Raw genomic sequence first — 19,549 nt, 5'->3', positions numbered from 1 at the left:
GAGGTATAGCGCAATGCAACAACTGAATCCATCCGAGATCAGTGCGCTCATTAAACAGCGTATCGGCGATCTGGACACCAGCGCGACCGCTAAGAACGAAGGAACCATTGTTATGGTTTCCGACGGTATTGTGCGTATTCACGGCCTTGCTGATGCAATGTACGGTGAAATGATCGAATTCGACGGCGGCTTATACGGTATGGCACTGAACCTAGAACAGGATTCAGTGGGCGTCGTTGTTTTAGGTAACTACTTAAGCCTTCAAGAAGGTCAAAAAGCTCGTTGCACAGGTCGTGTATTAGAAGTTCCGGTTGGTCCAGAACTTTTAGGCCGTGTAGTAGATGCTTTGGGTAACCCAATTGATGGTAAAGGCCCAATTGATGCAAAATTATCTGATGCAGTTGAAAAAGTTGCACCAGGCGTAATTTGGCGTCAATCGGTAGATGAGCCTGTACAAACTGGTTATAAATCAGTTGATACAATGATTCCAGTTGGTCGTGGCCAACGTGAATTAATCATCGGTGACCGTCAAACTGGTAAAACAGCAATGGCGATCGATGCGATCATCGCACAGAAGAATTCTGGCATTAAATGTATTTACGTTGCAGTTGGTCAAAAACAATCAACTATCGCAAACGTTGTACGTAAGTTAGAAGAAACTGGCGCTATGGCGTATACGACTGTTGTAGCAGCAGCGGCAGCGGATCCAGCAGCAATGCTTTTCCTTGCTCCGTACTCTGGCTGTACAATGGGCGAATACTTCCGTGACCGCGGTGAAGATGCGTTAATCATTTATGATGACTTGTCTAAACAAGCAGTTGCGTATCGTCAAATTTCATTGCTTTTACGCCGTCCACCAGGTCGTGAAGCTTACCCAGGTGACGTATTCTATCTTCATAGTCGTCTACTTGAACGTGCTTCTCGTGTATCTGCTGACTATGTTGAGAAATTCACTAACGGTGAAGTTAAAGGCCAAACTGGTTCATTAACTGCATTACCGATTATTGAAACTCAAGCGGGTGACGTATCTGCATTCGTACCAACGAACGTAATTTCGATTACTGATGGTCAGATCTTCTTAGAAACATCATTATTCAACGCAGGTATTCGTCCTGCTGTGAACGCGGGTATCTCTGTATCTCGTGTTGGTGGTTCTGCTCAAACTAAGATCATCAAAAAATTGTCTGGTGGTATCCGTACTGCTTTAGCACAATATCGTGAATTGGCTGCGTTTGCTCAGTTCGCTTCTGACCTTGATGAAGCAACTCGTAAGCAACTTGAGCATGGTCAACGTGTAACTGAATTAATGAAGCAAAAACAATATGCTCCATATTCAATTGCTGACCAAGCTGTTTCTGTATATGCATCTAACGAAGGCTACATGGCTGACGTAGAAGTGAAGAAAATTGTAGACTTTGATGCTGCATTAATTTCTTACTTCCGTTCTGAACATGCTGCGTTAATGCAACAGATCGATGAAACTGGTGATTGGAACAAAGACATCGAAGCAGCATTCAAAGCTGGTATTGAAAGCTTTAAAGCGACTCAAACTTACTAATTTTCAAACTGTTGAAATTTAGTGTCGGTTTGGTTCACGGAATCAACCTTCGAGGGCTCGAAAGGGCCTTCGAATACTAGGTTAAGCGTATGGCAAATTTAAAAGAAATTCGCGCCAAAGTAGCTAGTATCAAAAGCACGCAGAAAATTACTCGCGCGATGCAGATGGTAGCAGCTTCTAAGATGCGTCGTGCGCAAGAGCGCATGGCTCAGGGCCGTCCGTATGCCGAAAATATGCACCGTGTAATTGCTCATTTAGTACAAGCGAATCCTGAATATAAACATCGTTATATGGTTGAACGCCCAGTTAAGCGCGTTGGCTATATCATCGTGTCATCAGATCGCGGTCTTGCTGGTGGTTTGAACATTAACTTGTTCAAGAAAGTGGTAAAACACGTTCAACAGCAACAAGAGCAGTCAATTGAAGTTCAATTTGCTTTGATTGGTCAAAAAGCGGTTTCGTTTTTTAAAAACTACGGCGGTAAAGTACTTGGTGCAACCACTCAAGTGGGTGACACTCCAAGTCTTGAACAGTTGTCTGGTTCTGTACAAGTCATGTTGGATGCATACGATAAAGGCGAATTAGATCGCATTTATTTGGTGTCTAACGGCTTTGTGAATGCCATGACTCAAAATCAAAAAATCGAACAACTTGTTCCTTTAGCAGCTGCTGAAGATGACAAGACTCTTAACCGCCAATACGGTTGGGATTATATCTATGAACCAGAAGCTGAAGAGCTTTTAAATGGTTTATTGGTTCGTTATATCGAGTCTGTGGTATACCAAGGTGTGATCGAAAACATCGCGTGTGAGCAATCTGCTCGTATGGTTGCAATGAAAGCTGCAACGGATAACGCGGGTGAATTGATCAAGAACCTACAACTTATTTATAACAAGCTGCGTCAAGCCGCGATTACTCAGGAAATTTCTGAGATCGTTGGTGGTGCCGCTGCCGTTTAACATTATTTTGAATTGAGGAGACAGCAATGAGTAGCGGTCGTATCATTCAGATCATCGGCGCGGTTATCGACGTCGAGTTTGAACGCAACAGTGTTCCTAAGATCTATGACGCTCTTCAGGTTGATGGCACTGAAACTACATTAGAAGTTCAGCAACAACTTGGTGACGGCGTTGTACGTACAATTGCGATGGGATCTACAGAAGGTCTTAAACGTGGTTTGAACGTAACTAACACTAACGCTCCGATCTCTGTACCAGTTGGTCCAGCGACGCTTGGTCGTATCATGGACGTTCTTGGTCGCCCGATCGATGAAGCTGGTCCTGTTGCAACTGAAGAGCGTCTACCGATTCACCGTCAAGCGCCTTCTTATGCAGAACAAGCTGCTTCTACTGACCTTTTAGAAACTGGTATTAAAGTCATTGACTTACTTTGCCCGTTCGCTAAAGGTGGTAAAGTTGGTCTGTTCGGTGGTGCCGGTGTTGGTAAAACTGTAAACATGATGGAGTTGATCAACAACATCGCTAAAGCGCACTCAGGTTTATCTGTATTCGCTGGTGTTGGTGAGCGTACTCGTGAAGGTAACGACTTCTATCACGAGATGAAAGACTCTAACGTTCTTGACAAAGTAGCGATGGTTTACGGTCAGATGAACGAGCCACCAGGTAACCGTTTACGCGTAGCGTTAACTGGTCTTACTATGGCTGAGTACTTCCGTGATCAAAAAGACGAAAACGGTAAAGGCCGTGACGTATTATTGTTCGTAGACAACATCTACCGTTATACACTAGCAGGTACTGAAGTATCAGCACTTCTAGGTCGTATGCCATCTGCAGTAGGTTACCAACCGACACTTGCAGAAGAGATGGGTGTTCTTCAAGAACGTATTACTTCTACTAAGTCTGGTTCGATTACATCTATCCAAGCTGTATACGTACCTGCCGATGACTTAACGGATCCATCTCCAGCGACTACGTTCGCTCACTTGGATGCGACAGTTGTATTGAGCCGTGACATCGCTTCACAAGGTATTTACCCTGCGATCGATCCACTTGACTCTACTTCACGTCAATTAGATCCATTAGTTGTTGGTACTGAGCATTACGAAATCGCTCGTTCAGTTCAAAACGTTCTTCAACGTTATAAAGAATTGAAAGACATTATCGCAATTCTTGGTATGGACGAATTGTCAGAAGAAGACAAACTTACTGTATACCGTGCACGTAAGATTCAACGTTTCTTCTCTCAACCGTTCCACGTAGCAGAAGTGTTTACTGGTGCTCCTGGTAAACTTGTACCGCTTAAAGAAACGATTCGTGGCTTTAAAGGTCTTCTAGCTGGTGAATACGATCACATCCCAGAACAAGCGTTCTATATGGTTGGTGGTATTGACGAAGTGATTGCTAAAGCCGAGAAACTTTAATTAGCTACCTAATTTAGGAGGTTCTCATGGCGACTATGCAATGTGACGTTGTAAGTGTTAAAGAGTCTTTGTACTCAGGCACTGTAACTATGCTAATTGCTAAAGGTGCTGGTGGTGAGTTAGGTATTATGCCTGGTCATGCTCCACTAGTAACTTTACTTCAACCGGGCGCGATTCGCGTTCAGTTGGAGAATGGTACAGAAGAATTAATCTATGTATCTGGTGGTGTTCTTGAAGTTCAACCGCATGTTGTTACGGTTCTTGCAGATACTGCAGTCCGTGCAGAAAACTTAGATGAAGCTGCAATCGTTGAAGCACGTAAAAATGCTGAAACTTTGTTAGCAAATCAAAAGAGCGATTTGGACGCTGCTGCTGCTTTGGCTGCGCTTGCAGAAACAGCTGCACAGTTGGAAACCATCCGCAAAATCAAAAACCGCGCTCAATAAGAGACGGTTCGAGATTGAAAAACCACCCGAAAGGGTGGTTTTTTTATGGGTTATTGTAAGTTTGAAAAACTTGTGCTAAACATAATTTACTGATAATAAGTTAAGGGTTTTACAATGAAAACAATCAATGATTCTATTGTGGATAATCCTGTCATAAAAATAATTTCAATAATTGTACTAATGTTACAGTTAGTTTTTTTTATGTGTTTAGCAATATCTAATTTGACACAAGGAAATTTACATTTCATTTCAGATATTTCTAAGTTTTTTCTAGCATTTTATTTCATGTATCAGTTAATTGAAAATCCGAACTTTTTTAGAAAAACACATGATTTAAAATCACTAATTCGTTTTCTGAGAAAAAAAATTAATTTCATAATGGTAAATCAAATCAAAAACCTCGCTCAATAAAAGACAGTTCAAGATTGAAAAACCACCTGTAAGGGTGGTTTTTTTATGAATGTTATCTGAAATTCAATAGTTAAGTAACAGACTGAGAGATTGTGTAATATTCATCCTTTTTCAAAGATTTTAATGATAGCTTGGATAAGTAAGCATGAGGGTAATAAATTATTTTCATGTTTGATAATGAAGGATTGTTTTGATCCAAAGCATTAATAAATTTATTGGCATGAAGGGAAGAATTATGAGTTATCAATCCATTAACCCATTTACCAATACTGTATACAAAGAATATCCATCACACCAACAACAAGATATTGATCGTGCTTTGGATTCAGCCGAATCTATTCTTAAATCAGATTGGGTAAAAAATGTAGATGATCGCGTAAAAGTTTTACAACGTTTGGCAGCATTATTTAGAGAGAAAAAGAGTGAATTAGCCAAACTCATTACTTTAGATATGGGTAAGCTCATTGAGCAAAGTGAAGGTGAAATCGAATCCTGTGCTCAAATTGCTGAGTACTATGCAAAAAATACTGAACAATTTCTGAAATCAGTCCCTTATAAAACTGAGTTAGGTGAAGCTTGGGTGGAGCATCATCCATTAGGTATTATCATGGCTGTCGAACCATGGAATTTCCCATTTTATCAATTAGTCCGTGTATTTGCACCAAACTGTGGTATTGGAAATCCAGTATTGGCCAAACATGCAGGTATCGTTCCGCAATGTGCTGAAGCATTTGAAAAACTTGTATTAGAAGCAGGAGCGCCTAAAGGTGTTTGGACTAATCTATTTATCAATACCGATCAAGTCTCAGATATTATTGCAGACAAACGTGTGCGTGGTGTTGCATTAACTGGTTCAGAAGGAGCGGGTAGTGCGGTCGCTGCGCAAGCAGGCAAACACATTAAAAAGTCTACGCTTGAATTGGGTGGGAATGATGTCTTTATCGTGCTGGATGATGCGGACTTAAACAAAGCGATTGAGATTGGTTGTAAAGCACGTGTAAATAATACAGGGCAGGTGTGTACTGCAGCAAAACGATTTATTTTGCATAAAGACATCGCTGATCAGTTTAGAACGGGTTTAATTGAAGCATTTAAAGCGCTGAAAATTGGCGACCCATTAGACCGTAGTACCACACTGGGACCACTCTCATCGGAAAGTGCGCTTAAAAACTTGATTAAACAAGTGGATAAAGCAGTTCAGCAGGGTGCATCATTGGTTATTGGTGGAAAAGCAATTGATCATGATGGTTATTTCTATGAGCCGACAATTTTAGAAAATATTAGTCGAGATAATGAGGCTTGGTACGAAGAATTCTTTGGGCCAGTTGCTCAGATTTATGTTGCGGAAAATGAGGATGAAATCGTTGAAATCGCCAATGATTCTAATTATGGTCTTGGGGGTGTCATTCACTCTCAAGACATAGAGCGTGCAAAAAAATTAGCTTCGAGAATTGAAACAGGAATGGTGTGGATCAATTGGTTAACGGATACAGCTCCAGAATTACCATTTGGTGGCGTAAAGAATTCTGGTTATGGTCATGAACTGGCAGATTTAGGTTTTCATGAATTTGTACAAAAAAAATTAGTGGTGGTGAAACAATAGAGTCTTTGAAATAAAGCGATCTTCGGGTCGCTTTATTATTTGGAGTCTAAGATTAAATGGTGATATTCACCTGCACCTTTTATCTTAATATGATGTATTTCATCAAACCCTTCCTCAAAATCAGGTACTTCTAACTTCTTATATGTTGCTCGAACACCGACTTCAGGAATATTGGCTTTACCGCTTCGTTGACCATTGCGTTCTAGCGTACTTTTCAAATCTGTTTCAAAGTAATATGAAATCACTTCAAAACCTGCTGCTTTGGCACGTCGAATATAACGAGCGCGATCTGCTTTGGTTGGGTTGGTATTGTCGATCACCGTTTTGGTTTTAGAGGCTAGACAGGTTTCAAAGATCATGTTTTCCCGATGGCGAGTTTTTAGCATGTCTAAGTTAATTCTTAAATGTGAATGCGCCAAATGTAAAAGATAGTAGCTTGATTTGCCTGAAGCTTGAACTCCAGTGAAGATGATCAGTTGCATGGTTCAATTACATTAAAAGTATAAAGCTGAATTAAATCACGGCTTAGACTTTGCTACAATTCAGGTATAAGTCTAATAAATCCAAATAAAATAATGTATGGTCAAAGTCTAATTATCGCGCTAAGCATATTCACCTTCAGTCAGCTCACCGCATGTCAAAATTATTATTTAAGTCAGCCCAATGAACCTACTGAAGCGGCCTTGGTTGCCAACTCATATAAAAATGGTTTAAGTGCTGAAATTGAGTTGGATTATCTCAGCGTATTTCAAAATCTGAGACAAGCATATCGTCGATGTATCGGTTTCACACGTGATGATGATCTAGTCTTTACTGAAAATAAGCTTGAAGAGCATATTGAAATGGCAACCCTATTTGCTCGAACAGAACGTGGTGAATATGTTCATAAGGCAACTGTAGAAAAGCTATCACCTACGTTGACAAGATTTACCTTGTATTTGCCTCAACGTTATCCTTTTCCCAATGCACGTTTTGAACAGGATATTAAACGAGCATTGGGCAAAGATGAATACTGTAATATTTAAACCTTGTTAAGCCCCATCTGAACTCATTTGTTCAGGATATTCCTTGCGTTTACCACCTTCATAGCTGGCAAAACGAGGTGTTTCACGTGAAAACGTTGGAGCATCGCTTGGCCAAGGCCAGTCACCAAAATGGGTCTCACGATATCGTTTGAATGCAACATCAAGTTCTTCTTTGCTGTTCAATACAAAAGGCCCTCGCATTGCAACTGGTGCACCAATAGGTTCACCTTCTAACCATAAGATTCTCGCTTCTTGATCACCTGCTTCAAGTTGAATTTCGGTGTCAGCTTTAAGCTCTACAAGATGTTTAAATTGAATGGGTGAATCAGCAATATTTAAAGTTGAACCCTGATAAAAGTAAGCAAATCGAGTAGAGGTTGCGGTCGTGGCTGGAATTTCAAGGTGTGCGCCAGCTTCTAAAGTAATTAAGTATATATTCACTTTATTTTCTGCTGCAGCTGCCCAAGAGTGTGGTGGGCGACTTAATGCATTTTGATTTTGATATTGTCCTGAAATAACTCGTACATCAATGCTGCGAGACTGGTGATCAGTCACTTTCACATGAGTAATTTGTTCACGCCAAAACATTTTATAATCAGCAGGTTGTTTTTTTTGTTCTGGAGATGAGTTAAACCAAATTTGAAATAATTCAAAAGGATTCTCTCGATCCTGATGAATTAACGGGAACATTTCACAGTGTTCAACACCATTTCCCGTACTTAGCCATTGCACATCGCCTGCAGCATATCGTCCACCATTACCCAAGGAATCAAAATGGTCGACATAACCTTGTTCCACCAAAGTAATGGTTTCAAAACCCGTGTGCGGATGTTCGGGAAAGCCGGGAACAACACTACCATAATACATATTGAATTCTTGATTGATTGCAGGATGAACTGGTCCCATTTCAGCATTCCCGGCAGGGTAGTGATCAATATGATGAGCAGTAAAGATGAAAGGATCTTTTAAATCTAAACGAAAAGTAATAGGAGTTATATTATAGATGGGTGAGGTAGACATGCCGACTCCATGATATTTGAATTATTTAAGATCCAAATTAAAGAGAAATCCCTCACTCCACCATCTCTATTTTGTGAGAATAATGTATATCAATCCTCGGCTTGATTATTTTCTGTAGATGATCCGGACTGAGTCAAAAGCATACTGGCTAATTTCACCATTTCACCTTGGATATTACCCATTTGCTTTTCTAAGGCTGCAAAATCGATGTTGTTTAAATTCACTTGGCCGTTTAGTAATGGTGAAGCTAATACATTTTGATTTGCCGTTAAAATATTAGAACGAATCTGGGCAATTTCTTGGCTTTTTAGGTCAAGTCCTGTCAATGCCTCATTAAATCCTAGTAATTGAGATTTCAAACTTTGCACTGACTGATCTAACTTTTGTGGATCTTTATTATTTACAGCTTGTTCTAAATCAGATTGTAGCTGTTGAATTTGCTCAATGTATCGACCTGCTTTCAGTTGTACATCTGCCACATCACGTACAATATAAAACATATTGCCTGACTTTAAGTCAGCTGGATCAGTGACTTGGACAGGAGAAGATTCTTCAATATTAGCTGCTGTTGATTCCTTTTCTTGATCGGGTTGTGATTGCGGCTGACAACCTAACATCACGAGACCGAAGCCAAATAATGCAAAAGGGGTAACAATGCTTTGAAATACTTTCATTAATAAAACCAAATCGTTAATCACTTCATTCCAAGATACGATACAAATATGAGTTAAATCTGAATATTTGCAAAGCAATAACAAAAATTTTGATGTGAAAGAGTAACTTATGATTTTGACAGATTAATGAAGATATTTATTGAATTGAATAAGAAATAATCAAGTGACAAGATCGTCACTTGATCTTGATGAGATTATTTCGCCAGTTCAGCATTAATTGCATCAACAATACGCGCATCATCTGCAGTGATGTCTGGTGCAAAACGAGCAACGACTTCCCCTGTTTTTGAAACTAAGAATTTCTCAAAATTCCATAATACTTCAGGGGGATTATTAGGCGTTAAACCATAATCAACCAGATCTTTCCACCAAGGCCCCTCACCAATACGCTCTGGAATGGCATTTGTTAAAGTTTCATATAGCGGATGTTTATTCTCCCCAACCACTGGAATTTTCGCAAAAAGAGGGAAGTCCACTTGATAATTCACTGAACAAAATTGTTCAATCTCTTCATTGCTTCCTGGTTCTTGTTCAAGAAAGTCATTGGAAGGAAAGCCAAGAATTTCGAATCCTTGTTGTTTTTTTTCACTATAGAGTTTTTGCAGACCTTCGTACTGAGGGGTAAGGCCACATTTAGACGCTACATTCACGATCAATAATACTTTGCCTTCGTATTGCGATAAATCAACAGGCTGCCCCTGAATTGTATTTACTGGAATGTTATAAACTGAAGCCATTTCAATGCCCTAATCATAAAGTACTTAAAATATGTAGATTGAAAATACCATGGCATATAGATCTCACCAAGGTGTCTACAGTGAAAAAAAACAGGCCTGACGGCCTGCTTTATGAGTTAAGATTTTGTCCCGACTTGGTTTTTAAGATTCTGCATGTCCTGTAACAAGCTTTGTTGTAACTCAACAGCTTTCTTTTGAAGTTCAGTGATTTCATTCATATCAGGCTTTTCTTTAACACCTGCTTCTGCGAGGTCCAATCCAAGCTCATTCGATTCTTTCATTTTATCTCGAAGAGATGCACCTTCAATACTTTTGAGCGCAAGTTTGTCTAGATCATCATTAAATTGATCCACATAGTTATCCATCTTCTCAACCACTGCGTCTAATTCAGCTTTATTATTGTTTTGCGCAGCTTGTGTCACTTCGTTTTGAAATGCCAAAGCCTCTTGAGCTTTTGTATTTGAAATTTGATCCAGTAAATCTAAGTCATGTTGAATATCTGCATTTACATTGGTACTTAATGTATTGCTTTGAACCGTTTCAGCGGCAGTAGGTGAGGATTGATCGTTAGACTTTTTATCACAAGCGGTTAGAAAAACAGCTGTAGTGCATAGTGATGCAATGAGAAGTTTTTTCATAATTTATCCTTTTTATATGCTCGGTTCAATGCACTTACATTCACGATGAAGCACATTAAAAAATATTCAGTTAACCCGTTGATGGGAAAATTCAAGCATTTACGATCTCATAGCTCACACACAGCTTCTAGTGTTGTTTTGTAGAGGAATCCCTGTAAAAAAGTGAAAAGTGTTTTAAAATAGAACAGCACTCTACTTAATTTTTTAAGTAAAAATCTCAGACTTAGATGGCTGTTCTGCAGTCACTAACAATGAAGGGGAGTGTGTTTCATGGAATGAAAAAGTCTAAAAATTGATGAAAACTTGATCTTAACGATTAAATAAAAATTAGGATGAAAATATGACATTTGAAAAAAAGCATTTGCTCTGGGCTTTATCATTGCCAGTCATTGCTGTATTGATTTGGTCGTTGAATATAGCTATTACACGATATGTTGCAGAGTATATTTCACCTGTCAGTATTAGTTTTTATCGTTGGATTATTGCCTTTTTGATTTTAACACCCTTTATTCTACCTAAAGTCATCAAACAGCGTACTTTGGTACGACAAAATATAGTGAAATTAGCAGTGCTGAGTGCATTTGGTATGGTGCTTTATCAGGGGTTAGCTTACACCGCAGCACATTACACGACTGCAACCAATATGGGCATAATTAATGCCTTTATTCCAATTTTCACCATTTTTGTTTCACTGATGATTTTAAAAGAGTTTCCAACTCGATTTGCAGTGGTGGGTAGTATTTTATCATTTATCGGCCTGATTTATGTTATCGGTCAGGGGCGTCTAGATACACTGGTGCATCTGGGTGGGCATTGGGGCGACATGATTATGATCGTCGCGGTATTCTTCTATGCTTTTTATGGTGTATTTCTCAAAAAGTGGCAACTCGAGCTCCCTTTAATGATTAGTCTTTATATTCAGATTGGTTTTGCAGTGTTGTACCACTTACCATTCGTTGCCGTATTGGGTCTCGATGCAATTGATCTGGATAACGGCTTGAGTGTGTTATATGCGGGAATTTTCCCTTCGATTATTGCGCCGTTAGTATGGATGTTGGCTGTTCAACATTTAGGCCCAAATCGAACCAGCATCTTTATGAACTTAATGCCAATCTTTACCGCCATTATTGCTTATGTTTGGTTAAAAGAAGCATGGACGATTTATCACAGTTTAGGCGGAATCGTGATTTTGATAGGTATTGCTTTAGCACAGAAAAAAACTTCATTCATAAAGGCTAAGAGTGTTTAAAAAACAGACAATCGATTTATTTTTTTATTATACTTAAAATCTATAAAAGCTTATTGATCTAAATTAACTATCATTAGGCTTTTTAAAAAGTAAAATTAATAATTAAAAATAGGTACTTAATTATATCAATTGAACTAATAATTAATCTTTATAAGAAAAATGATGATTTGAAACTCTAAGTCTTAGTAATTGTGTAATATTTTTTTTTGTAGCATAATATGCGTACTGCAGAGAAAGCGATAATACACTCTTTTTCTGTACAGATGAATTTCTGAACCCTCTGGATGTGATTAGCACATCCTTTTATATGCTCAGTCAATACCTTTATGACTGAGCTTTTTTTTGTCTTAAATAATAAGTTTTAAGTCTCAGCATATCATGCTTTTTAAGCACGAATGACATCACCAGTTTCTGCATCTAATATTCGGCTAGGTTCTTGGCTCAGGCCTAAATCTCCATTTAAATAATTTAATTCAGCACCAAAGTACTGATTGACTTCTTGCAATGAGCGAGCGGGGTCTAAACCAGCAGGATTTGCACTGGTTGAAACAATGAACCCATCAAATGCGTTACACAGTGCGATGCAAAGAGGATGGTTGGTGACTCGGATAGCAACCTTAGGATGTTTGCCTCGAATCCAAAGTGGTATTTGCTCATCAGCTGGGAGAAGCCATGTTGTGGCGCGATCTTGATAAGATGTTTGTGACCAACTTTCAATCACCGCATCGCGGCGGTCTTGAGGCAGCTTTGATAATAAATGTTCAACCTGACTGACTTGACCAGCCAGTAAGATCACCCCTTTTTCGATAGGGCGTTGTTTTAATCTTAAAATTTCTTTAAAAGCATTTTCATTAAAAGGGTCGCAACCTAAGCCCCATACTGCTTCTGTAGGATAAGCCAAAACTTGACCTTGTTTTAGACATTGAGCAGCCTCAGCAACTGAGGTTGTTAACATAAGCGTTCACCATTCTCTTGATTGAAAAGACTATTGTGAACCTTAATTTTAATTACGGCAACGTAGGTATAACCCAGATTGTTGAATACAGCGTCCTAAAAGTTCTAACTCCATCAAGTGGCTGGTGAGTGTCGCGGTGTCTAAATCAAGGGTTGCTGCAATTTGATCGAGATCGCGACCAACCCAATCTAATTGTTGAAATACAGCTAACAAATGTATAGGAATCGAATGTTCATCATCCTCATGCTTACTTAACTTTGGATGGTCTACTGAATGAACTATTTCGTCATTTTGGAACTCATTAGGATTGTTTTTTCGTGACAGTGATGCTTGTTGATGCTGCCATTGAGTCGGCAGGGCTAAATCTTCAAGGATCTGCTCAGGATGATCAACTAAGATGGCACCTTCACGAATCAACTGATGGCAACCTTGATGAAATTCACTATAAATATGACCTGGAATCGCAAAGGTCGTTTTACCTTGATTTGCAGCAGCTTGGGCCGTAATTAATGAACCACTGCCCAATTGAGCTTCCGCTACCAATATCCCTAAACTTAAGCCACTTACAATTCTATTTCTGCGTGGAAAATTATGCTGAAGCGGTTTTGTCCCGGGTAAAAACTCAGAAATGATGGTCCCGTTCTGCTTCAAGATTTGATCATGTAATGGGCGATTTTGTGATGGGTAAATTAAATCTAACCCTGTGCCGATAACGGCGATTGTTCTGCCATGTTGCAAAGCACCCTGATGGGCTGCTTCATCAATCCCTTGTGCTAATCCACTCGTGATATAAAAACCTTGATCACTCAGATAATACGCAAAATCATATGCGACTTGTTTGCCATGTGGACTTGGTTTACGGCTTCCAACAATGGCAATTTGTGCTTCAGACAAGTGCTGTGCTTTACCTTTCCCAAATAAAATTGGGGGGCGGTCATGATAGGGCATCAATTGCTGAGGATAGTCTGGATCTTGCTCAGTGAGCATAAAATCAGAATGTTGATGAATTTGATACAGAATTCGCTCAAATTCTTGTTGCTGTTGATCAGAGAAAAATTGAGATGCACGCTCGATATGGTTTTTATGTAAGTTGAGCTGATGCCATTGATTTAGATGATTTTTCTGTACAGCATCTTGAGCTGAACCAAAATGCTGAACAAGTTTTTGATAAGCACTGAGTGAATGTTGAACGAGGTACCAGAGTTTAATATAAGCCAACTGATGGTCGTTAATCTCGTTCAACATATCCGCACCTAATTTTAATTTTCAACCATTGGTGATGGTTCTAATACAGCACCTACTTTAATTGGAAGTGCGCTGTCTAGCACGTAAGCGTAACTTAATTGATCGAAAGTTTTAAAAATCATTAAATTGCCCACACGCTGATTAGGCAGTTGAATATTTTCTTTGGTCTTCGGATCTTTAACCACTTCGCCTTGTTGGAAAATACTTAACACGTGACCATTTTTTGCACCGTGAACGCTTCCGCGGTTAATGGTGACAACACTATGTTGAGCTGCTGTACCAATAGAACCCATAACACGAATCACTTGACCGCCTGGCTGAATATCCGTTGTTGCCGTTGGATAGAAGAGGCTTGGTAATTCATTTTGAAATTTAGGTAAAACGTAATCACCGCGACGAACTTCGGCATTAAAACTTTGTTTAAGCTCTAAAGTTGAAATTTCATTTTCGTTGGCAACAGCGACTGCAGTAGCTACCTCAATCAGTTCAAGTGCACCTGTGTACTTTTTCCCTTTTTCATCTAAGAAAACATACGGTTCAGCTTCACGATAAACACCGTAGCTTTGTCCAGGGTTAATCCCTTGACCACGTGCATAAACTGTTTGACCTTCCCCAGCAACGATACGACGATCTGCCGAACCGAGAATATAAGGTGTGCTTTGCAAAGCATCAGGCGCGACGATAATACTTCTTTCTAGCCAAGGTTGAATATCATCCAAGGGAATAATTGGAATGGTATTCCCTAAGCTTTCAACACGTACTTGAGGTTTTAGATTGATAGCACCAAGATGACGACGAATAACGCCTTCACAACCATCACCTTCATCTTTACCAATCAGTGGACGCCCATCTAATGTACAGAGTAGTAAGCGATCACCCGGGTAGATCCAGTGTGGATTTTTGACATGTTTATTGGATGCCCAAATTTCTTTCCAACGCCAAGGTGAGCGCAAAAATTTACCTGAAATGTCCCACAAAGTGTCGCCTTTTTTGACCACATAAACGTGAGGAGCACCGGCCTTAATCGATGGTGGGCTTACATTTGGACTGGCTTGTGTCATTTGCGCGGTAAACAAGCCCGCACTAATGCAAATTGCAAGTGAAAGGCAGTGTTTCTTTAACCCCAGAGCATGTGAAAAAGCCATGCCATTGAAAACCTTTTTCATTATCATAATTCCTAAAATTATGTATCTATTTGCGCTATAATACGCATATTACACGTATTATTTGATGAAGCATTAACTTCATTTAATTTTTAAGATCAATGGCATAGCCGGTGAGGAGCAGCATGGCCTTATTACCAATTTTAAGTTTTCCTGATCCCCGTTTGCGTACTATTGCCAAACCTGTAGAGGAAGTGACGGATGAAATTCGTCAACTTGCTGCAGACATGTTTGAAACCATGTATGAAGCACCAGGTATTGGTCTAGCTGCAACCCAAGTTGATCATCATATTCAGCTTATCGTCATGGACTTGTCTGAAGATAAAAATCAGCCGATGGTTTTTATTAATCCTAAAGTCACCCCATTAACTGAAGATACCCAACCTTATGAAGAGGGTTGTCTATCAGTTCCACAAATATACGATAAAGTTGAGCGTCCGTCACGCGTCAAAATTGACGCAATTAACTTAGAAGGGCAAGCTTTTGAATTAGAAGCTGATGGTCTTTTGGCAGTATGTATCCAGCACGAAATGGATCATCTGAACGGAAAATTATTTGTTGATTATTTATCTCCTTTAAAACGCCAAAGAGCGCGTGAAAAGGTAGAAAAAGTCGTTCGTCAGCGTCAAAAAGAAAAAGTTGCTGTAAAGCGTTAATTCTCTAAGAATTTTAAATATGTTGATAAAGCCCAATTTCGATTGGGCTTTGTTATAATTGCTCAAATTTTATTTGGAATGACAATTTGTTCCGCAATGGGTTGCTGCTGAGTTTCGCAGCAGTATTATTACAGATCGCTGTTTTTCTTCAGCCTTTGCTTCCAGCGCAATACCAAATTGCGCCGGTCTGCGAAACGATCACCCGTGCCTTATTCGAACAACCTAATCATTCTGGTCTTACCACGCTCGTTCATCACGCTCATCATGTTTCCACTTCACATGCGTTACATGAACATCATGAGTTTAAGCGCTATGTTGAATCCTCGCATAGTGGGCGCGATCATCATGACCCAAACCATCAATGCCAATACTGTACTGTATTTGGTAATTTGATTTTGCCACCTGAGCTGAATGTTAAAGAAGTTTTTGTACGTTTAAATATACGTTTGATCGCATTCCAAAAAGCTTTCAAACATATTTATTTCGACTTACAGCGTTTATTCCTTTTACCTCAAGGTCGGGCACCGCCACTCTTTTCTTAAATATTGTCTTTATTTTTAGGGTCTTGAATGACTCTAGCATTGTCATATTTAAATTTTGAGTGAATATATCATGGCTCAGCCAAAATTCTATTTACAGCCACTAGCGGCTGCGATTTCCATTGCCTTTATTTCGCAAATTTCATTTGCTGAAGTCCAATCTACAACTTTAAATCCAACACCTGATACACACACGACGAACTTAGCGCCAATTGTTGCTACAGCTCTACAAGGTAATGATGCTAATGGCTTGATTGTACGTGCAAACCCGAAGCAACCCATTCAGCCTATTCCTGCGTCGGATGGCGCAGATTACTTACAAAGTATTGTAGGGTTTAGCAGCGTAAATAGTGGTGCAGGTACGAACGGTGATGTGACCTTTCGTGGAATGTTTGGATCACGAATCAAAATTCTAACAGATGGAACTGAAAATTTAGGCGCATGCCCGAGTCGTATGGATTCACCGACTTCGTATATCTCACCTGAGAGCTATGATCGAATCTCGGTGATTAAAGGTCCCCAAACTGTCCAGTACGCCAACACAGGTTCAGCAGCAACAGTGATTTTCGAGCGACGCCCAGAACAATTGAATGATGAAAAAAATTATCGAGGTCAGGCAAGTGTATTAATGGGCTCTTTTGGGCGTTTAGACCAAAATATTGAGGCAGCGGTAGGAGATGAACAAAAATATATTCGAATCAATAGCAACCGGTCAGTCTCAAATAGTTATCAAGATGGTAATGGGGCGACCGTACCATCAGATTGGAAACGATGGAATGCAGATTTAGCATTGGGCTGGACACCTAATGCAGATACATGGATCGAGTTAACTGGCGCTAAGGCTGATGGTGAGGCTGTATATGCTGGGCGAGATATGGATGGTTCTAAATTTGCCCGCGAGAGCTTGGGATTAAGATTTGAGAAAAAGAATCTCTCAGAGGTAGTTAAAAAAGTTGAGGCGCAAGTCAATTACAACTTTAATGATCATGTGATGGATAATTTTAGTTTGCGTGATGTTGATGGCGCGGATCGCGCTATGAATGTGACACGTCGTACTTTGAATGCACGTTTAGCCACAACGATGGAGTGGGATAAAGCAATATTCATTACGGGTGTTGATACTCAGAATAATCAACATGCTGGTGGAATGTATCATTCAAGCATGCCGATGATGAATACTCCACTGACAGAGGATATGAAGTTTCAATCTTATGGCGGGTTCACTGAATTATCATATCCATTGAATGATCATAATAAGTTGGTCACAGGTGTTCGGGTTGATCAAGTTAAGATTAAAAACTTAACAATGGTTCAAGAACGTCAGGAAACATTACCAAGTGGTTTTATACGGTTTGAAAATCAGCATCCAGAGCATGATGCTAAAACCTATATTGGTCTAGGCTATGTAGAGCGCGTACCAGATTATTGGGAGTTGTTTAAGACAGATTATCAAGGCAATGCTGTTGCTACCTTCAAGGATTTAGAAACAGAAAAAACCTTACAGTTGGATGTTGGATACCAACATAATCACGGGGCATTCAGTTCATGGGCATCAGCTTATGCCGGTTTGATTAATGATTTCATATTATTGAATTATGACCCAGCAAAAATGACTGGTCATGGTAAAAATGCTGCTGATTCTAGAAATGTTGATGCGACAATCGCAGGGGCAGAAGCTGGTGTAGGTTATCAATTTACCAATGCTGTTCAGGCAGATCTTAGTGCGATGTATGCTTGGGGAAAAAACACAACTGATCATCAACCTTTACCTCAAATATCTCCGCTGGAAGCACGTTTAAATTTAAGATATGTGCAAGAGCGTTTTAACTTAGGTTTATTGTGGCGTGTGGTAGATGGGCAGGATCGTGTCACTATTAATCAAGGTAATATTGTGGGTAAGGACTTTAAAACGAGTTCAGGTTTCTCGACGCTGTCTTTAAATGGTACTTATCAAATTCATCAAGGTGTTGATTTGAGTATTGGAATTGATAATGTTCTGGATAAAGTTTATACGGAACACTTAAATAAAGCAGGTAGTGCTGGATTTGGTTTTGCACAGAATGAGCAATTTAATAATATAGGACGTAATTATTGGGCGCGTGTGAGTATGAAGTTCTAGTCATATTCAGTTTATTTGACGTATTAAGCCTAACACCCATTTAGATCGCCGTCTGAATGGGTGTTTTCTTTAAAATTGTCAGACATAAAATATGAATGTCCTTAAATGATATTGTGATGAGGTTATCATTATTTTAAAAATAATAAAAAAGATGTAATGGATAATAAAATGACAACAATGAGTCAAGTTCATCAACTACATGGTCGTAAAGTAAAATTTGATTTCAATCATATTCCAAAGCATTGGATTGAAAATGACCCTGTTTCCACCCATATGTTGAATACAGCACATATGATTTTACCTGCGGGTGAGTTTTGGTTTTGCCGTGTATTTAATAAAGCTTTACCGTTCGTCAAAGATGAACAATTAAAAGCTGACGTGAAAGGTTTTATTCAGCAAGAAGCGATTCATGGTCGTACTCATCAACATGCACAAATTTATTTTGATCAACATGGATTAGATGTAAAGCCGTTCATTCAACGCATGCATTATCTTTTTGAAATCCTTTTGGGAGAAAATCCAGTAGGTATCAAAATGATGAAAAAAGTGGTTGGTGAAAAACGTTGGTTAATCTTCCGACTGGGTGTGATTGCAGCCATTGAGCACTATACTGGTGTGGCAGGGCAGTGGAGCTTGGACAATACTTCATTGGATCAAGCCGATCCAATCATGGCTGATCTGTTCCGTTGGCATCTTGCTGAAGAAGTTGAACATCGTACGGTTGCGTATGATTTGTTTAAACATATGTTTGAATCAGAGTTTAATTTTCAAATTTCAAAAAATGCTTTGATGACCTTTATCTTCCCTATTATGGCAGCGGTTTGGGTTGAAGGCGGCAAAACAATTTTGAAACAAGATAAAGATGCAGGTAAGTTTAGACATATGGGTACTTTAAGACTCATTATGCAAATGGAAAAAATTAGCCGTAAGACTGATCATATTCCTACCTTTAGTCATTTAACTTTAGCTACTATCCGTTGGTTTAGTCCAAAGTTTCATCCAGTGCAAGAAGGTAATACTCAACAAGCTTTGGATTATCTAGCACGTTCTCCATCAGCACTTCGAGCTGAGCAAGAGGCAACATTAGGAATGTCTTAAAAATATACATGAAAAAACCGAGCTTTAGCTCGG

General features: G+C 39.4%; 19 protein-coding genes. 11 read left to right on the top strand and 8 right to left on the bottom strand.

The genetic code is table 11. The features are described from left to right. The first annotated feature begins 13 nt into the window (after window positions 1–13). The 5 genes from atpA (at window position 14) to AC1M85_RS13890 (ending at window position 6,398) form a co-directional block, all read left to right on the top strand. Window positions 14–1,558: a F0F1 ATP synthase subunit alpha gene (gene atpA / locus AC1M85_RS13910; protein ID WP_035268197.1), complete on the top strand. Its 1,545-nt coding sequence runs from the start codon at window positions 14–16 to the stop codon at window positions 1,556–1,558. Window positions 1,559–1,647: 89 nt separating this feature from the next. Further along, a complete protein-coding gene (gene atpG, locus AC1M85_RS13905; RefSeq protein WP_035268202.1) occupies window positions 1,648–2,517 on the top strand; it encodes a F0F1 ATP synthase subunit gamma in 870 nt (289 codons plus the stop codon). 26 nt (window positions 2,518–2,543) lie between these two features. Beyond that, the gene (gene atpD / locus AC1M85_RS13900; RefSeq protein ID WP_035268203.1) at window positions 2,544–3,938 is read left to right on the top strand and encodes a F0F1 ATP synthase subunit beta; all 1,395 of its coding nucleotides are present in this window, start codon (window positions 2,544–2,546) and stop codon (window positions 3,936–3,938) included. 26 nt (window positions 3,939–3,964) lie between these two features. Next, window positions 3,965–4,384 carry a F0F1 ATP synthase subunit epsilon gene (locus tag AC1M85_RS13895; protein WP_035268205.1) on the top strand — a complete coding sequence of 140 codons (420 nt, stop codon included), beginning with the start codon at window positions 3,965–3,967 and terminating at the stop codon, window positions 4,382–4,384. Window positions 4,385–5,030: 646 nt separating this feature from the next. After that, the gene (locus AC1M85_RS13890) at window positions 5,031–6,398 is read left to right on the top strand and encodes an NAD-dependent succinate-semialdehyde dehydrogenase (protein WP_035268208.1); all 1,368 of its coding nucleotides are present in this window, start codon (window positions 5,031–5,033) and stop codon (window positions 6,396–6,398) included. Between the two features lie 35 nt (window positions 6,399–6,433). Here the strand turns inward: AC1M85_RS13890 and AC1M85_RS13885 are convergent, their stop codons facing one another. Beyond that, window positions 6,434–6,880: an AAA family ATPase gene (locus AC1M85_RS13885; protein ID WP_035268211.1), complete on the bottom strand. Its 447-nt coding sequence runs from the start codon at window positions 6,878–6,880 to the stop codon at window positions 6,434–6,436. A 93-nt stretch (window positions 6,881–6,973) separates the two neighbouring features. Here AC1M85_RS13885 and AC1M85_RS13880 point away from each other — a divergent pair, with 93 nt between their 5' ends. After that, the gene (locus tag AC1M85_RS13880) at window positions 6,974–7,423 is read left to right on the top strand and encodes a hypothetical protein (protein ID WP_035268213.1); all 450 of its coding nucleotides are present in this window, start codon (window positions 6,974–6,976) and stop codon (window positions 7,421–7,423) included. A gap of 6 nt (window positions 7,424–7,429) precedes the next feature. On the opposite strand, the gene AC1M85_RS13875 is transcribed toward AC1M85_RS13880, so the two are convergent. From AC1M85_RS13875 to AC1M85_RS13860, 4 genes are all read right to left on the bottom strand, one after another. Next, entirely contained in the window at window positions 7,430–8,443 is a 1,014-nt protein-coding gene (locus AC1M85_RS13875; RefSeq protein WP_481593720.1) for a pirin family protein, read from the bottom strand. An 89-nt stretch (window positions 8,444–8,532) separates the two neighbouring features. After that, entirely contained in the window at window positions 8,533–9,117 is a 585-nt protein-coding gene (locus AC1M85_RS13870; RefSeq protein ID WP_488213254.1) for a hypothetical protein, read from the bottom strand. A 194-nt stretch (window positions 9,118–9,311) separates the two neighbouring features. After that, entirely contained in the window at window positions 9,312–9,854 is a 543-nt protein-coding gene (locus AC1M85_RS13865; RefSeq protein ID WP_481590704.1) for a glutathione peroxidase, read from the bottom strand. A 116-nt stretch (window positions 9,855–9,970) separates the two neighbouring features. Then, window positions 9,971–10,492 (bottom strand): hypothetical protein, encoded by a 522-nt coding sequence (locus tag AC1M85_RS13860; RefSeq protein WP_481610242.1) that lies wholly within the window; start codon window positions 10,490–10,492, stop codon window positions 9,971–9,973. 340 nt (window positions 10,493–10,832) lie between these two features. On the opposite strand from AC1M85_RS13860, the gene AC1M85_RS13855 reads away from it, so the two are divergent. Continuing rightward, window positions 10,833–11,741, top strand: a complete 909-nt coding sequence (locus tag AC1M85_RS13855; RefSeq protein ID WP_488213253.1) for a DMT family transporter — start codon at window positions 10,833–10,835, stop codon at window positions 11,739–11,741. Window positions 11,742–12,126: 385 nt separating this feature from the next. Here the strand turns inward: AC1M85_RS13855 and tsaC are convergent, their stop codons facing one another. Genes tsaC through AC1M85_RS13840 form a run of 3 tightly spaced genes read right to left on the bottom strand, consistent with a single transcriptional unit; the run spans window position 12,127 to window position 15,107 of the window. After that, the gene (gene tsaC / locus AC1M85_RS13850) at window positions 12,127–12,696 is read right to left on the bottom strand and encodes an L-threonylcarbamoyladenylate synthase type 1 TsaC (RefSeq protein ID WP_035268223.1); all 570 of its coding nucleotides are present in this window, start codon (window positions 12,694–12,696) and stop codon (window positions 12,127–12,129) included. Between the two features lie 48 nt (window positions 12,697–12,744). After that, entirely contained in the window at window positions 12,745–13,941 is a 1,197-nt protein-coding gene (gene dprA, locus AC1M85_RS13845; protein ID WP_481595184.1) for a DNA-processing protein DprA, read from the bottom strand. 14 nt (window positions 13,942–13,955) lie between these two features. After that, on the bottom strand, window positions 13,956–15,107 hold the full coding sequence (locus AC1M85_RS13840; RefSeq protein ID WP_481592439.1) for a LysM peptidoglycan-binding domain-containing protein: 1,152 nt from the start codon (window positions 15,105–15,107) through the stop codon (window positions 13,956–13,958). Window positions 15,108–15,229: 122 nt separating this feature from the next. On the opposite strand from AC1M85_RS13840, the gene def reads away from it, so the two are divergent. The 4 genes from def to AC1M85_RS13820 all read left to right on the top strand — a co-directional run bounded on the left by def (window position 15,230) and on the right by AC1M85_RS13820 (window position 19,516). Continuing rightward, entirely contained in the window at window positions 15,230–15,760 is a 531-nt protein-coding gene (gene def / locus AC1M85_RS13835) for a peptide deformylase (RefSeq protein WP_035268228.1), read from the top strand. 71 nt (window positions 15,761–15,831) lie between these two features. After that, complete coding sequence (locus AC1M85_RS13830; protein WP_488213886.1) at window positions 15,832–16,302, top strand: DUF2946 domain-containing protein; 471 nt, start codon at window positions 15,832–15,834, stop codon at window positions 16,300–16,302. Between the two features lie 70 nt (window positions 16,303–16,372). After that, complete coding sequence (locus AC1M85_RS13825; RefSeq protein ID WP_488213252.1) at window positions 16,373–18,418, top strand: TonB-dependent copper receptor; 2,046 nt, start codon at window positions 16,373–16,375, stop codon at window positions 18,416–18,418. 168 nt (window positions 18,419–18,586) lie between these two features. Then, a complete protein-coding gene (locus tag AC1M85_RS13820) occupies window positions 18,587–19,516 on the top strand; it encodes a metal-dependent hydrolase (RefSeq protein WP_488213251.1) in 930 nt (309 codons plus the stop codon). Window positions 19,517–19,549 lie beyond the last annotated feature (33 nt).

Source organism: Acinetobacter sp. 24-47-64, assembly GCF_057737055.1.
This window is presented reverse-complemented; position numbering and strand designations above follow the sequence as displayed.

Coding starts and splice junctions, on each gene's coding strand:
- atpA (WP_035268197.1), top strand. CDS start 14: ATGCAACAACTGAATCCATCCGAGATCAGTGCGCTCATTAAACAGCGT.
- atpG (WP_035268202.1), top strand. CDS start 1,648: ATGGCAAATTTAAAAGAAATTCGCGCCAAAGTAGCTAGTATCAAAAGC.
- atpD (WP_035268203.1), top strand. CDS start 2,544: ATGAGTAGCGGTCGTATCATTCAGATCATCGGCGCGGTTATCGACGTC.
- AC1M85_RS13895 (WP_035268205.1), top strand. CDS start 3,965: ATGGCGACTATGCAATGTGACGTTGTAAGTGTTAAAGAGTCTTTGTAC.
- AC1M85_RS13890 (WP_035268208.1), top strand. CDS start 5,031: ATGAGTTATCAATCCATTAACCCATTTACCAATACTGTATACAAAGAA.
- AC1M85_RS13885 (WP_035268211.1), bottom strand. CDS start 6,880: ATGCAACTGATCATCTTCACTGGAGTTCAAGCTTCAGGCAAATCAAGC.
- AC1M85_RS13880 (WP_035268213.1), top strand. CDS start 6,974: ATGTATGGTCAAAGTCTAATTATCGCGCTAAGCATATTCACCTTCAGT.
- AC1M85_RS13875 (WP_481593720.1), bottom strand. CDS start 8,443: ATGTCTACCTCACCCATCTATAATATAACTCCTATTACTTTTCGTTTA.
- AC1M85_RS13870 (WP_488213254.1), bottom strand. CDS start 9,117: ATGAAAGTATTTCAAAGCATTGTTACCCCTTTTGCATTATTTGGCTTC.
- AC1M85_RS13865 (WP_481590704.1), bottom strand. CDS start 9,854: ATGGCTTCAGTTTATAACATTCCAGTAAATACAATTCAGGGGCAGCCT.
- AC1M85_RS13860 (WP_481610242.1), bottom strand. CDS start 10,492: ATGAAAAAACTTCTCATTGCATCACTATGCACTACAGCTGTTTTTCTA.
- AC1M85_RS13855 (WP_488213253.1), top strand. CDS start 10,833: ATGACATTTGAAAAAAAGCATTTGCTCTGGGCTTTATCATTGCCAGTC.
- tsaC (WP_035268223.1), bottom strand. CDS start 12,696: ATGTTAACAACCTCAGTTGCTGAGGCTGCTCAATGTCTAAAACAAGGT.
- dprA (WP_481595184.1), bottom strand. CDS start 13,941: ATGTTGAACGAGATTAACGACCATCAGTTGGCTTATATTAAACTCTGG.
- AC1M85_RS13840 (WP_481592439.1), bottom strand. CDS start 15,107: ATGAAAAAGGTTTTCAATGGCATGGCTTTTTCACATGCTCTGGGGTTA.
- def (WP_035268228.1), top strand. CDS start 15,230: ATGGCCTTATTACCAATTTTAAGTTTTCCTGATCCCCGTTTGCGTACT.
- AC1M85_RS13825 (WP_488213252.1), top strand. CDS start 16,373: ATGGCTCAGCCAAAATTCTATTTACAGCCACTAGCGGCTGCGATTTCC.
- AC1M85_RS13820 (WP_488213251.1), top strand. CDS start 18,587: ATGACAACAATGAGTCAAGTTCATCAACTACATGGTCGTAAAGTAAAA.